The organism is Sulfitobacter pacificus, assembly GCF_030159975.1.
In the GTDB taxonomy this organism is placed as follows: Bacteria; Pseudomonadota; Alphaproteobacteria; order Rhodobacterales; family Rhodobacteraceae; genus Sulfitobacter; species Sulfitobacter pacificus.
This window is the reverse complement of the sequence record NZ_BSNL01000004.1, coordinates 40,816-54,542: the sequence shown is the minus strand read 5'-3', so window position 1 is coordinate 54,542 and position 13,727 is coordinate 40,816. Positions and strand designations below refer to the sequence as shown.

12 protein-coding genes and 1 pseudogene are annotated in these 13,727 nt (G+C 54.7%); 9 read left to right on the top strand and 4 right to left on the bottom strand.

The window, feature by feature from the left end; all coding sequences use genetic code 11:
• Positions 1 to 183: 183 nt before the first annotated feature.
• Together QQL78_RS18790 and QQL78_RS18785 are read left to right on the top strand one after the other, a co-directional pair.
• Positions 184 to 828, top strand: a pseudogene (locus QQL78_RS18790) (IS30 family transposase); the annotation flags it as partial.
• A gap of 200 nt (positions 829 to 1,028) precedes the next feature.
• A complete protein-coding gene (locus tag QQL78_RS18785; RefSeq protein ID WP_284376048.1) occupies positions 1,029 to 1,775 on the top strand; it encodes a hypothetical protein in 747 nt (248 codons plus the stop codon).
• A 331-nt stretch (positions 1,776 to 2,106) separates the two neighbouring features.
• Here the strand turns inward: QQL78_RS18785 and QQL78_RS18780 are convergent, their stop codons facing one another.
• Genes QQL78_RS18780 through QQL78_RS18770 form a run of 3 tightly spaced genes read right to left on the bottom strand, consistent with a single transcriptional unit; the run spans position 2,107 to position 3,825 of the window.
• Positions 2,107 to 2,706 (bottom strand): short chain dehydrogenase, encoded by a 600-nt coding sequence (locus tag QQL78_RS18780; RefSeq protein WP_284376046.1) that lies wholly within the window; start codon positions 2,704 to 2,706, stop codon positions 2,107 to 2,109.
• A 31-nt stretch (positions 2,707 to 2,737) separates the two neighbouring features.
• Entirely contained in the window at positions 2,738 to 3,463 is a 726-nt protein-coding gene (locus QQL78_RS18775) for a transporter substrate-binding domain-containing protein (RefSeq protein WP_284376044.1), read from the bottom strand.
• A complete protein-coding gene (locus QQL78_RS18770; RefSeq protein WP_284376043.1) occupies positions 3,460 to 3,825 on the bottom strand; it encodes a MerR family transcriptional regulator in 366 nt (121 codons plus the stop codon). Before QQL78_RS18770 ends, QQL78_RS18775 begins: the two co-directional genes overlap by 4 nt.
• Before the next feature lie 174 nt (positions 3,826 to 3,999).
• Between QQL78_RS18770 and QQL78_RS18765 the strand changes: the two genes are divergently transcribed.
• Both QQL78_RS18765 and QQL78_RS18760 read left to right on the top strand, forming a co-directional pair.
• Entirely contained in the window at positions 4,000 to 5,067 is a 1,068-nt protein-coding gene (locus QQL78_RS18765; protein WP_284376041.1) for an IS110 family RNA-guided transposase, read from the top strand.
• A gap of 326 nt (positions 5,068 to 5,393) precedes the next feature.
• Entirely contained in the window at positions 5,394 to 5,888 is a 495-nt protein-coding gene (locus QQL78_RS18760) for a recombinase family protein (RefSeq protein ID WP_284376062.1), read from the top strand.
• Between the two features lie 100 nt (positions 5,889 to 5,988).
• On the opposite strand, the gene QQL78_RS18755 is transcribed toward QQL78_RS18760, so the two are convergent.
• Entirely contained in the window at positions 5,989 to 6,996 is a 1,008-nt protein-coding gene (locus tag QQL78_RS18755) for an IS30 family transposase (protein WP_284376039.1), read from the bottom strand.
• A 1,163-nt stretch (positions 6,997 to 8,159) separates the two neighbouring features.
• Here QQL78_RS18755 and QQL78_RS18750 point away from each other — a divergent pair.
• The 5 genes from QQL78_RS18750 (at position 8,160) to QQL78_RS18730 (ending at position 13,727) form a co-directional block, all read left to right on the top strand.
• On the top strand, positions 8,160 to 9,623 hold the full coding sequence (locus QQL78_RS18750) for a TolC family protein (protein WP_284376038.1): 1,464 nt from the start codon (positions 8,160 to 8,162) through the stop codon (positions 9,621 to 9,623).
• 11 nt (positions 9,624 to 9,634) lie between these two features.
• Complete coding sequence (locus QQL78_RS18745; RefSeq protein WP_284376036.1) at positions 9,635 to 10,993, top strand: multicopper oxidase family protein; 1,359 nt, start codon at positions 9,635 to 9,637, stop codon at positions 10,991 to 10,993.
• Between the two features lie 46 nt (positions 10,994 to 11,039).
• Entirely contained in the window at positions 11,040 to 11,765 is a 726-nt protein-coding gene (locus tag QQL78_RS18740) for a copper-binding protein (RefSeq protein ID WP_284376034.1), read from the top strand.
• A gap of 101 nt (positions 11,766 to 11,866) precedes the next feature.
• Positions 11,867 to 12,400, top strand: coding sequence for a cupredoxin domain-containing protein (locus QQL78_RS18735; RefSeq protein WP_284376032.1), 534 nt, complete (start codon positions 11,867 to 11,869; stop codon positions 12,398 to 12,400).
• A gap of 10 nt (positions 12,401 to 12,410) precedes the next feature.
• A complete protein-coding gene (locus QQL78_RS18730) occupies positions 12,411 to 13,727 on the top strand; it encodes an ABC transporter ATP-binding protein (RefSeq protein ID WP_284376030.1) in 1,317 nt (438 codons plus the stop codon).

Genomic DNA, 13,727 nt, shown 5'->3' with positions numbered 1-13,727 from the left:
GCGATATTTGACGTCTCCGGGCTGCCAAGCCTTGCTACCGTCAGCGCTCGTGGTGACATCCCTGCTTTGCGCAACCAGTGACATTTCTGAATGGCATTTACATATATTGTACGCGGGTGCGCGCTACTTTGAAGTGCGACTCCTATTAGAAAACAATAAGTTATCTAATAGGAGCAATATCGCATGGGAACGGTTTACACGCAACTTTCACTTCAGGAACGCCGTAGGATCGAAGACTGGTGGCTGGCAAAGGTCCCTGTTGCAGAGATGGCGCGCGTTTTGAAGCGCCACAAATCGACGATCTTCCGAGAGATCAAACGCAACTTCTGGGCGGATGACTCTTTGCCCAAGAAATACGCTGGGTACTTCGGGATTGCGGCGCACCGGCGCACGCAGAGGCGCCGTTCGACGCAACGCAAGCTGATCCGGCATCCAGATCTGTGCAAGCGCGTCATCGAGCACATCAAACAAGGATGGACGCCTGAGCAGATCGGCAACCGGATGATCTATGACGGTGCCAAACCACGCGTTTGCCAAGAGACAATCTATCGCTACATCTATTCCAAGGAAGGTATGGATCAGGAGCTGTGGTGGTATCTGCCCGAACACCGCAAATCCCGCAGGCCACGCCGCGCCAGAAAGCGTCTGTCCCCAAAATTTGACCGTGATGTCAGCATTCTGTTCCGACCCGACGATGTCGCACACCGTCGCCAGTTCGGACATTGGGAAGGCGATTTGTTGCTGTTCAAACAGAAGCTTGGCCAGACGAATGTAACATCACTGGTCGAACGCGTGAGCCGGTTTACCGTTCTTCTGAAGAACCCGAACACAGCCATCATGCGAAAGCTTGTCGTCGTTGCAAACGCACTTCTCAGAGATGGCCGCAAATGGTCCGAAAATTGCACTTGATCAACACGGATACTGCTTTGCAAACCCGGTGACATTTCTACTTGGTTGCAACAACACCTAGTGTTGCGAAAGTATATTATCGTATGTATGCTGATCTCCTGTCATGGAGGCTCCACAGCATGCGTCATTTACTCAAGAAGCTCCTCCCCCCGGTCGCGGTCGCATTGACCGTGACAAGTTTTTCGCTGCCGTTACCCGCCCGAGCACAGACATACCCGATCGATTGCGCGATCCTCTTGTGCCTGTCTGGCGGGTGGCCCGCTTCCGTCCCCTGCGCTCGGGCCCGCGCTGAATTCATCCGGCGAATTACACCTTGGCCAGTGGAACCTCCGCTCCAAATCTGGCGCTGTCCTATGGGCGCTTCCTACGAGACTTCTCCTTCATCAAACCGCGTAGACCGCATCTTTGAAGCGTTTTTCCAGAACAACAGCACTGAACCGCGACAATCCTTTCCGGCGCGCGATGCCACTAACCCAATTGGGGTTGCCTGGCGCACTCTAGAAGCACCAGATCACTTTGTTCCCGCAGACCGTACCCTCAGGCTCGTTCAGAACCGCGCAGACATCGACATCAGCGGACCTGAATTCAATTTCGTGCGGTCTATCCGCGTTTTTAATGTCCAGTATGCGAGACAATACCAAGCAGGAAACGAAGGAGATTGCGAACGTAGCGCCAGCGTTGCTCTTGGCACTTATGGAACGCGAGGTGAGTTCGCTTGGCAAAGAACTTCCATCACCGCCCTCCCCACCGCTCATACTGGTCTCGAAAGATGGGGTCAAAATTGCCCCGGCATCTATCACCGCTCAGTATTCGTCGATTGGCGTGACTATGAAGGCCACTACGGCTTTGAGCAGGTGAACTACTAGCGCCGTCAAAGACAGCGTTGGCATTCATCCGTGTTGACCCGGGTGCTCTGAGTTACTCAATCACCGGTCGTTCGCTCCTGTCGATGCCAAGGCCTGGTGTGCGGACTTTTCAGCCATTGGCCTTCCGGGTGTTTGCTGACGCAGCATCCGCTTGCAGGTGCGGCACACTCACCGCTGCGTTGCAACGGATGTCGTCAGAGCGGTCATTGAAAGCCAGTCAGAGGCGCGAGATTCAAACCGTCTTTTCGCCGCAAGCGGGATCGACCATCGAGGTGCGGACAGAGCGCTATTTCGCTCCGGTTGCGCCAAGGTCCGGTCTCACGACGGCTCTTTAATCAACGATCACCACCTGTCCTGTGAGCGCACCCTCGACGCATTTCGCGTATGCCAATCCGACATGATGGGACGAAACCGGTTTGTGGCCGTGAAACCATGCTCCGTAACGCGCCGCGGACACGTCCAGCATGCCCGGACTGACAACATTGATTCTCAACCCGCGGGGCATCTCGATAGCAGCACTCTTGACGAAGCCTGCCAATGCCCCATTGGCGGTCGCCGCATTCGAACCCATTCTGATCGGATCACGATCAAGAACACCGCTCGTCAGTGTGAAGGAACCGGCATCCGAAATGACATCCAGTCCAGCGAGGACAAGGTTCACTTGCGCCATAACCTTTTGCTGAAGACCCACCATGAAGGTCTCTTGGGTCATCCGTGCCAACGGCGCAAAGGTCGCGTCGCCTGCGCAGCAAACCACAGCATCGAAATTGCCGATGCTTTCATACAGTGATTTCACCGCGTTTATGTCGCTTGCATCGACCCGATGGTCCCCACTTGAACGTCCCACCGTGACAATCTCATGCCTTTGCTGAAGCTCCTTGCAGGCGGCTTGTCCAATATCACCACCTGCGCCTACTACGATTATTCTCATGCCTGATCCCTCATTATGTCGTCATATCTTTTCAGCTTTCGATGTGTCTGGCAGCCACCATATCAACTTCTTCAGACGAGAAGCCAAAAGAAGCGACCATGTTTCGATGCGCATCGGTCCCAAGAAACTGTGAAAGAACTGCATCGACTTCATTCAGTAGGTCTGCGTCGTTCAAACCGAAAGCGAACGACCCGAATGCAGGCGGCTTTTCTGAGTTTGGCACAAGGATCAGTTCCAATCCCCATTCCGAGTTCTGCTCGATAAAGCCGCTGTGCGCTCGACCGACACTGGCATAGGCGTTGGCAGAGCCTTCGCAAACAGCTTGCGCAGCTTCGGTATATGTTTCGAAAATTACAATCCGATCTGTGCTGACGCCAAATTCAACCGCTGAGCGATGCTGAAACTGGTCGCGGATAACCGCAAGTCGGACGGCAGAATTGTCGGCAACCGATTGATACCCGCTCAAGCCCAACGGATTGCCCTTTGCCACCAATAGCCCATCGGGTAGCGCCCAGATCGGGCGGCTAAACAATGCGCTTTTCCTGCGCTCATCAGTACCGAAGAGACCGGTGGTCATGCGCCATCGGCCATCCGCGACACCGGGCAGAAGTTCTGCAAACTCCGTTTCTACCGGTTCAAAATCTGCAATGCCAATTTCCGCAAACACATACCGGGCGAGTTCAACATCGCAACCCGTGACGCCGCCTGAAGCATCGACATAGTTGAATGGCGGTTCGATCAGGTAGGCAAACTTCATGGGGCATCCTCTTTGGTGTTCGTGCCATAGCTGGCGATCTTAATGGCAAGGATGCTTTCGCATTTTTCGAGCGTTGCGCGTTTGGCCTTCAGCGTTGCCGCGTGATCCAACAGGATTTGGCGGCGTTCTTCGATATCAGCATCGCCTGCTTTGGCAAGAATCGTGAACCGACGCATTTGCTTGAGTGACATGCCGGTTTCGCGCAGCCAGTAGAGCAGAGTCAGCCATTCGATCAAACGAGGTGTGAACCTACGGTGCCCATCGGCACCACGCTCGATCTCTGGCAGCATTCCCGACTTCTCGTAGAATCTTATCGTATGGGCAGATAACCCACAGGCTTTTGCCGCTTCAGCAATTCTCATCTTCGCAAGTGCTCCTCTGACCCTTGGGTAGCGAGTTAGAGCAACTCTAAGTCAATAGCGAATTTTGAAAAGCTGACCTTCGTGCAGAGTGCAACATCGGTCACTAATGGGATGTACCGGCTGCTTCACCCAGCAGGTTAGGCTTTGCCTATACTGCAAACAGGAGAAGTAGCTATGAAATCAAGAAAGCCAGAAGACGTCGGTGAGGTTAGAGTCATTGGCATCGACATCGGAAAAGACACGTTTCACCTCGTCGGCTTTGATCACACGGGTCATCGCGTTTTGCGAAAGAAGATCAAGCGGTTGGCGTTAAAGGCGACTTTTGAAACGCTGCCGCGTTGCATTGTTGGCATGGAGGCCTGCATGAGCGCGCATTTTGTCAGTCGCATGCTGCGAGAGCTCGGGTTTGAGCCTCGGATCATTCCAGCGATCTACGTGAAGCCGTTCAACAAGGGGCAAAAGAACGATTACAACGATGCGGAGGCTATTGCAGAAGCAGCAATGCGGCCAAACCTCCGCACGGTGACTGAAAAAAGCCAGGATCAGTTGGATTTACAGGCAATGCATCGTGTTCGGTCGAGGCTGGTGGCACGCCGCACCGCCACGATCAATCAGATCCGGGCGTTTCTGATCGAGCAAGGCATCACGGTGCGCGCGGGCCGGCATAGGTTGCAGAGCTCGTTTGAGGCAATCCTTGAAAATCGGCGCGATGAAATCTCATCACGGATGCGCAGCACGCTCCTTGGGCTATATGGCGATTGGCTCTGGGTCGATGAACGGATCAAAGCACTCTCGTCGGAGATTGAGGAGATCAGCCGATCTGAAGAGAACAGTGCCAACGTCATGACCATTCCGGGGATCGGTCCACTTATCTCAACCGCCATCGTTGCCGCCATTGGCAAAGGCGAGGTATTTGACAGAGGCCGAGATTTTGCTGCTTGGCTCGGTCTGGTTCCGCGTCAGTTCAGCACTGGTGGGCGGACAATCCTTGGCCGGATCAGCAAGCGTGGCAACAGCTATCTCAGGATGCTTTTGGTACAGGCCGCCAATGTCATTTTGATGCGCCCCCACCGCTGGGATGCGATCGGCCTTGGCCCGTGGTTGCGCGGGATTGTGAGCCGGATGCCGCACAACAAGGCCGCTGTTGCGCTGGCCAACAAACTGGCGCGCATTGTCTGGAGCATTCTACGCCATGGAAAGAAATACACGGTCGTCGGAGATGAGACTTTAGGCGCGATTTGAAGCGCACGAAGTCACAAAGAAGTTTGCGAAGGAGAAAAGCTTGGAACGGAGACAATACGCCCCCAGAGTCTGAGAGCCCAAATGATCGTCATCGGTCTGGACAGTAATGAGACCAAGGCGCGTGCGTAACCCAAAATGGCCACGGCCCGCGAGCCGACAAACAGGCCGGATACATATCAGCGACTACCGCTAGCCACGCCAATATCTCACTTGCAAACAGCAGCCGGTACATACAAGTGGGCTCTCTTGTTGAATCCGCCGCGCCCCGAACGAACGGCGGCTTTCGCTTAGCGTAGGATTCCACACTCTTCCGCAAACGACCCCAGATAGGTGCGTTAAAAGGGGCGGGGGTGGAGCACGTCTTCCGCGAGAAGGCGACCGCCAAGACAGTAAAGGGTAGACCGCAGCTAGAGAAAGCCATTGATGCGCTTGGTAAAGGTGATGTGCTTGTAATTGCCGAATGGGATCGGGCGACCCGCTCAATGATGGATGGCATCACGATCATTCAACGTATTGCTGATCGCGGCGCAGCGGTGAAGGTTCTAGACAAGCCATGGCTCGACCTGACAACCCCGATGGGCAAGGGTATCCTCGCGTTCCTTTCTGCATTGGCCGAGGATGAAAGAGAGCGGATCACGCATCGTGCAAATGAGGGCCGGGCAGCAGCGAAGGCTCGCGGAGTGAAGTTTGGCCCAAAACCCAAGCTGACTGAACATCAGCGGAGTGTGGCTCTTGAACGGCTTGCAGCGGGTGACAGTTGCAGGGCTATTGCCAAAGATATGGGCGTGGCACACACGACAATTGGTCGACTTGTTAGGTGATTTCCTGTGGCCGAAGATGACAATCTCACCAAAAGGGTTACGAACTGGCTCTTAGATAGGTGAACTCACGGCGAAGCGCAATTTCTGTAGCTACAGTTTATCAGGATGATGATGCTCCCTCCATGAGCTTTGTGCGGAATACTTCTGCGGGCGTTTGATACCCCAGACATTTGCGGGGCGTCGCGTTGAGGCGGTCGCAAATCGACCTCAAGTATCGATTTGTGAATGCCGTCGGATCGGACTTGCGGGGCAGGTAGCGGCGCAGACGGTTGTTGGTGTTCTCGACCGTGCCTTTTTGCCAGGGTGCTTGGGGATCACAAAACCACGGATCAGCGCTAAGACCGTCCTTCATGTGCTGCCACGCGCTGAACTCTGTGCCGCGATCAAAGGTGATGGATTGGCGTGCGTGCGATGGCAGGGATGACAGGCTGTCAACGAGGCCCTCCATGACGGGTCTGGACTGCCTGTCTGGGTTCTTGAGCACGACGGTATAGCGCGTGACGCGCTCGACAAGAGAAGTGACGTTGGCCTTTCCAAACTCCTTTCGGAACATGACCAGATCACATTCCCAGTGGCCAAACTCATTGCGCTCTTCAATGGCATCAGGACGGTGCTTGATGGCCAATTCTTCAAGAAACTGGCTACCGTGGTGACGTCGCATCCCACGCGGTCTTCGATTGCGCCGATGTCGCGGCAGATGCTGGTAGAATTTCTCAGCGCGTCCGTCCTTCGAATACGCATACCGATAGATTGTCTCATGTGAGACACGCATTGGATGACGCTCCAGTCGCATCCGTCCCGCGATCTGTTCTGGTGACCATCCGGCGTCAAAACCGCTGCGCACAGCGGCCATGAGTTTGGGATAAATGATCAGCTTGCGATGGATGGCACGGCGGTCTTCGTATTTGTCCTGAGCGCAGAGCGCGTGATAGCCATTCAGCTCTGGTTGCTCATCAAAGCTCACTGAGTTCCGCTTGATCTCGCGGTAGATCGTCGAGGGGTTTCGACACAACCGATCAGCGATTTCTGACACCGGCGTCTTCGCATATCGCCAGTTGGCAATCTTGCGGCGTTCGTCCAAGCTCAGGTGAGGGTAACAACGGCCCATAATTTAACTCCATGCAATTCAGTACCTTGGTACAAAATTTGCACTTCGTTTGTGAATCCTGTCGGAGTTCTCCAATGTTGAGACTGCGCTAGTAATGAAAGCAATCACTTAGCATTTTTCATTAATGAGACTGAGGCAGGGGCCATAGGAGACCTTCGCGGCGCAGCATTTCCTTGCACCCGCAGCGATGATCATATGGCAGTGTAGCATTTTGCTCCAAAGCAGCCGCTCAAACTGGTCAATCGTGCCGGATACTTAACTGATCATTCGCCGCACGGCGCAAGACCTCACATGTCGCGGACATAGAGCGCATTCCGGGCAGCGTCGTCGATGCCCTCTTCCCCAACCACGTCGAGCGAGTTATGAGCAAGATCGACTCGAAGGGCCGCAGCATGAGGTTGATAACATCCATAGGCACATCGAAGGATTGACAAATGTTCTGCCGTCAATCATACCCCCCCTATGTATGCCAACTGGACCATCTCGGCTTTTTTGAATGCGCTTGCGTGTCTAGCTCTTGCATTGGCATTGGTGATGTCACCGCCGTCCGCATCCCATGCAGGGACCGACATGCATAGTGGTCACCACGCTTCTAGTTCCCAAACCGATCACAAGAACGGTGGGCATGAGCATGGCTCAATGTCATCGGTTGCGGCACATGATGGCTGCGGTTCCATTTCAAAAGCAGAAAATGGTGATGACTCTTCTGGCCAGTGCTGTAGCGGCATCTGCTTGTCAGTTGTGCTAGACAACACAGTCGGCATCTTTGTTGAGCAAGCGACCAGTGGCAAATACTTGACCCTGCATGCTCAGACCAATTCAATTGAGCCTTCCGGTTTCTTACGACCTCCCCAACTCCTGATCTGATCCAAGGCCCGTAATGGGTCTTCGCTTTGCGTGCATTGGTGCGCAAACCCGAAGTTCATCAGTCAGGTAATACTCATGAAAATTCTTCTATCGACAGGGGCATCCGCCCTTGCATTGAGCGCATGTGCTTACGAGCCAACGCCTTTGCCAACTGTGACTGCGCAACAGGCCGTCACAAACACAGCGATCTCTTCGCCCATCAGGTATCAAAACCCGCTTGCGGGATACACATACCGTGGCCCGACCGGCCCCCGTGATTGGCGAAGCGTCAATCAAGAACAATCGGAGGGCAACTGATGCGGATGACCAGAATCCCGCTGGCGGTGGGCTTTCCCCTTATTCTCGGTGCCTGCGCCACGGCGGTACCCGGTGTTTATACAGAACCCAAGGCTGGGTTTGCTAACGTGGCGAACCAGACGTCCGCCGCCATCGGTAAGCGCACCGCTTTCGCGCAAACCCAGACCGAGAACGCCGAGCTGAAAAAGCAAGTGCATAGCATGGTGCACCGTAAAACCATATCAGCGGACACGGCCGTGCAGGTTGCGCTGCTCAACAACAAGGGGCTGCAGGCATCCTATGCAAATGTAGGTCTTTCAGCCGCTGAAGCATGGCAGCAAGCAACCCCCGAGAACCCTATCGTTTCAATCGGTGTGTTGGGCATTGGTGCCGCCGAACTGGGCGTATACCGCGCAATCGAAGGCATGATTGCCACCAATATTCTTGATGCGAAGACACGTCGGCAGCGCGTGGCGCTTGCGGACGTGAATTTCCGCTCGGCGCAACTGTCGGCGGTGAATGACACGCTGACACTGGCCAATCAGACGCGGCAGGCATGGATCAATGCAGTCGCGGCTTTCGAGGCTGTCAGCTACCTCAAACGCGCCAAGGCCACGTCGGATGCTGGGTCCGAACTTGCCCGCAAACTGGGCGAGACAGGCGCATTGAACAAGGCGGGTCAGGCGCGCGAGCAAGCATTCAATGCAGAGTTGGCCGGACAACTTGCGCAGGCGCGTCTCAATGCGACCCGCGCGAAGGAAGACCTGATCAGGCTGATGGGGCTTTGGGGTACGGAGGTGGATTACTATGTCCCCGATGCGTTGCCCGCGTTGCCTCGTTCTGTTGGTCGGGTCACGAACGTCGAAGGTAAAGCGCTACGCAATCGGGTTGATTTGCGGGTTGCGAAGCTGGGCCTTGAGGCACAGGCGGCAGCGTTTGGCCTGAACGACCAGACGCGGCTGGTGACCGATCTCGAGATCATCGCGGGTTTCGAGACAGAGCGTGAAGCAGAGGATGGAGAAACGGAAACCGAGACGACCCCACAGGTCGAGCTTGAGTTCGCAATCCCGATCTATGACACCGGCAAGGCCCGAATGCGCAAAGCAGAGCTGATGTATTTGCAAGCCGCAAATGTGCTTGCCGAGCGGGCGGTGAATGTTCGTTCGGAAGCGCGCGGTGCCGAGACCGCCTATCACGCATCCTACAAGATCGCGCGGCACTATCGCGACGTTCTGGTGCCGTTGCGGAAGACCGTCGAGGAAGAAGGTCTGCTGTCCTACAACGGCATGATCACCAACACTTTTGAGTTGCTGACAGACGTGCGCGAAAAGCTGAGCGCATCGCTGGAAGCAGCAAACGCGAAACGAGACTTCTTTATGGCTCAGGCTAACTTGACTGCCGCGATCTATGGCGGTGGTGCAGGCAGCGCGGGTGCCGGTGGAGAAGGCGCAACACTTGCCGCCGGTGGCGGCGCAGGACACTGAAAGGAAATGACATGTTGAACAGACGTCAATTACTCGGAGCCGGTGCCGCAGGTGCGGCGATGGTGTCATCACAAGCCTGGGGCAAGACCACGAACATGGGCCTGCCGGAAGCGGCCCAGATGGACAGTGCATCGACCGCTTATACACCTCGTCCGTCATCAGGCCCGGACTACAACCCCGTTGTCACGTTAAACGGCTGGACGCTGCCGCACCGGATGAACAACGGGGTGAAGGAATTTCACCTCGTTGCAGAACCGGTGGAACGGGAACTGGCCGATGGCATGATTGCACATCTGTGGGGCTATAACGGCCAGTCCACAGGTCCGACGATCGAGGCAGTCGAAGGCGACCGCGTGCGCATCTATGTGACCAACAAGCTGCCTGAGCACACGAGCGTGCATTGGCATGGGCTGATCCTGCCCTCCGGCATGGACGGGGTTGGCGGTCTCAGCCATCCTGGCATCCCACCCGGCAAAACCTTTGTCTACGAGTTCGATTTGGTCAAGTCAGGCACCTTCATGTACCACCCGCACGCCGACGAAATGGTACAGATGGCCATGGGAATGATGGGCATGTTTGTGATCCATCCCAAGGATCCAACCTTTATGCCGGTCGACCGTGATTTCTTGATCATGCTCAATGCCTTCGACATTGATCCCGGCACCTACGTACCACGGATCATGACGATGACGGACTTCAACCTGTGGACGTGGAACAGTCGGATTTTCCCCGACATTGATCCGCTGGTAGTTAACAAAGGTGACAGGGTGCGCGTGCGCGTCGGCAACCTGACGATGACAAACCACCCGATTCACATGCATGGCTATGACTTCAAGGTGACCTGCACCGACGGCGGCTGGGTGCCGCCCGAGGCACAATGGCCCGAGGTGAGCATAGACATTCCAGTGGGTGCGATGCGCGCCTACGAGTTCGTCGCGGATCACCTGGGCGACTGGGCGATCCATTGTCACAAGTCACACCACACGATGAACGCCATGGGCCACGATGTGCCTACATTCATTGGTGTGAACAAGAAACCTCTCACCCAAACCATCAGACAGTTCCAGCCAGAATATATGCCAATGGGCACGGCTGGCATGGCGGATATGGGCGTGATGGAAATGCCGTTGCCCGACAATACCATCCCGATGATGACAGGATGGGGCCCACATGGGCCAATCGAAATGGGTGGCATGTTTTCGGTCGTAAAGGTGCGGGACGGCATCGATGCGGACGATTACTCCGATCCCGGCTGGTACGAAAACCCGCCGGGCGAGCAGGCGTATGAATGGACAGGCGAATTGCCCGAATTCGCGTCCAACAACAGCCCCAAGACTATCCTCACACCAAAACCAACCTCGACAGGCTGACTGGCCCTTCGATCAATCCTTCAACTAACCTTACAGGACAATACCGATGAAAAACCTACTATTGACGACGACTATCGCTTTCGCCTTGGCTGCACCGGCATTCGCGGCTGGCACGCATGATGGCGGCCACGACGACGATCACGCGGACAAGCATTCGGAAATGATGATCGGCATGCCAGGAGATGCCGCAAAGGTGGATCGCACCATCGACGTCACCATGCGTGAAACTGATGACGGCGACATGATTTTTGAACCGGCATCGCTCGAAATTGTGAAGGGCGAGACCATCCGTTTCAATGTCATGAACAAGGGCGAACTTGAGCATGAGTTCGTCGTCGACACCGTCGAGGGCAACGCAGAACACAAGGAAGCCATGGCCAAGATGGATATGGAGCACGACGACCCAAATTCTGTCCGCCTGGATGAAGGCGGGACCGGCGAAGTGATCTGGAAATTCGCAAATGAAGGCACTTTTGAGTTCGCTTGCCTGATCCCAGGTCACTACGAATCCGGCATGCACGGTCCTATCACGGTCGGCGAAAAGATGGCACAGGCGGATGTCGAGTACACCACCGGCAAAATCAAGAAGATCGATGCGAAGGTTGGGAAGGTGACCATCATTCACGGCCCGTTGGTCAACCTGGACATGCCTGCCATGACCATGGTTTTCCGCGCTGATGAGGCAACGATTGCTAACATGTCTGAAGGTCAGGACATCGAGTTCGTCGCCGAGCGTGTGAAGGGAAAGCTGACCGTCACTCAAATGAAATAACTCAGACCGGAGGGGCCTTGGGTATATCCCATGGCCCCTCCACCACGACGAGCAGTTTGGCGCATTCAAGTACAAATAAACAAAGCGTTGCGGAGTAGATCATGAATACAGCCACATATATTCTTGCACTCTGTCTATCCATGAGCTCGATGGGCACGGTCGCGCAAGCCGGCTCTGGAAAGGGCCAAGAACCTCATTCCAAAGCCTTCGCGTTACCGGACCACGAGCCGATTGGAAAACCGGGTGATGTCGCTTCCATAACAAGAACGGTTGAGATTTCGATCAAAGAAACCGCGAGCGGCTACATGCTGTTCGAGCCGGACGCGATCCATATCGAAAAGGGTTCGGTCGTACGGTTTGCAATCAGCAACCTGGGCGCGTTGGATCATGAATTTTTTCTTGGCTCGTTCGATGAAATTGCTGAACACAAGCAATGGATGCGCGAGCATCCCGACATGCAGCATGACGACCCCAATGCAGTTTCCATCGCAAGTGGGCAAAGTGACGAGTTGGTTTGGCAATTCTCGGCCATGACCAACCTCGAATTCGTCTGCCTACTGCCTGGTCACCGCGAAGCAGGCATGTGGGGTGTCATCATGGTACACGATCATCTTGCCCCAAAATCCAAGGGGTGAGGTTTTTCCAGTGTCGCTCTTAAACAATTATCATGTGTTTGTGCACGATGTATCGGCCGCTTTTGGCTATGACTACAGCGACGCGACACCCGATTGGGTTCACCCGTTCATTCACATCATTCTTGTTCTGACGCCAACCCTGCTTATCAGTGTCGGCTCCTATCTCGTTCTGCGTGGCCTATTGAAGCTCTGGCGGCGGCAGGTGCCGGCGTCTCAACCAGAGCCTATCCGAGGCCTTGATATTGGTCTCTTCAGCACTGTTTTGCGATATTCCAGACGACAACAATCCCAGATGATCATGCTTAGTTTGATTGCCATGCCAATCCTGTATCTGACTTTGGAATTGCCAAAACAGATTGTGAACAATGCGTTGGAAGCAGCCCGCTTTCCGATCGACATTTTTGGCTATGAGGTCGATCAAGTGACCTTCCTTTTATTGCTCTGCGGGCTTTATCTACTGGCGATACTGCTGAACGGGCTCAACAAATATGCCTTGAACGTTTTCAAAGGCTACGTCGCGGAGCGATTTCTGCGCCGTTTCCGACTGTTGATCTATCGGCAATGGCAAAAAGGCGCGAACGCATCCGATCAAAGCGAGATTGTCCCAATCCTTGCGCAGGAAGTCGAACCTGTCGGAGGGTTTGCCGCTGAAGTTTTGACACTACCAATCCTGCAAGGAGGCACGCTCCTTACGATTCTACTGTTTATGTTCATTCAGGACCCAGTTCTGGGCGCTGCGGCGTTGACGGTACTTCCCATTCAGCTCGTCTTGCTGCCCAAGCTTCAGCGACGGGTCAATGTTCTGTCACGGATAAGGATCAAAGAGGTACGACATCTTGGTAGGCAGTTGAGCAACCAACTGCGCGAAAGGCAACCCAGCCCCAATGGATTGTGCTCTGCAAGCGCAAGCTTTCGGGAACTGGAGCGGGTGCGGCGTCGATTGTTTCGTCTGAAATTCTTTATCAAGGCACTGAACAATTTCCTGACGGCACTTACGCCATTTCTGTTCTATTCACTGGGTGGATATTTCGTGATCGAAGGTCGGATCAGTTTGGGTGCCTTGGTGGCTGTACTGGCCGCGCACAAGGACTTCTCGGCACCGCTGAAAGAACTCTTTCGGTACTATCAGACCCTTGAAGACACAAAGATCCGCTACCAGGAAATCACATCCTTTTTCAGCAAGACCGAATTGTTGTCTGATCCCAGACAGCACCCTGGCCCACCAGTGAAAAGCGTTCAGACGCTGGCGCAATCCAGTGATCGCAACCACCATTCTTACTTTGCCCAAGCATCGACGCTCCGGGGGATCACGTATGAGGGAATCTGA

Excerpts from the sequence above, each read along its gene's own strand:
- QQL78_RS18785 (WP_284376048.1), top strand. The coding sequence starts at position 1,029 with ATGCGTCATTTACTCAAGAAGCTCCTCCCCCCGGTCGCGGTCGCATTG.
- QQL78_RS18780 (WP_284376046.1), bottom strand. The coding sequence starts at position 2,706 with ATGAGAATAATCGTAGTAGGCGCAGGTGGTGATATTGGACAAGCCGCC.
- QQL78_RS18775 (WP_284376044.1), bottom strand. The coding sequence starts at position 3,463 with ATGAAGTTTGCCTACCTGATCGAACCGCCATTCAACTATGTCGATGCT.
- QQL78_RS18770 (WP_284376043.1), bottom strand. The coding sequence starts at position 3,825 with ATGAGAATTGCTGAAGCGGCAAAAGCCTGTGGGTTATCTGCCCATACG.
- QQL78_RS18765 (WP_284376041.1), top strand. The coding sequence starts at position 4,000 with ATGAAATCAAGAAAGCCAGAAGACGTCGGTGAGGTTAGAGTCATTGGC.
- QQL78_RS18755 (WP_284376039.1), bottom strand. The coding sequence starts at position 6,996 with ATGGGCCGTTGTTACCCTCACCTGAGCTTGGACGAACGCCGCAAGATT.
- QQL78_RS18750 (WP_284376038.1), top strand. The coding sequence starts at position 8,160 with ATGCGGATGACCAGAATCCCGCTGGCGGTGGGCTTTCCCCTTATTCTC.
- QQL78_RS18745 (WP_284376036.1), top strand. The coding sequence starts at position 9,635 with ATGTTGAACAGACGTCAATTACTCGGAGCCGGTGCCGCAGGTGCGGCG.
- QQL78_RS18740 (WP_284376034.1), top strand. The coding sequence starts at position 11,040 with ATGAAAAACCTACTATTGACGACGACTATCGCTTTCGCCTTGGCTGCA.
- QQL78_RS18735 (WP_284376032.1), top strand. The coding sequence starts at position 11,867 with ATGAATACAGCCACATATATTCTTGCACTCTGTCTATCCATGAGCTCG.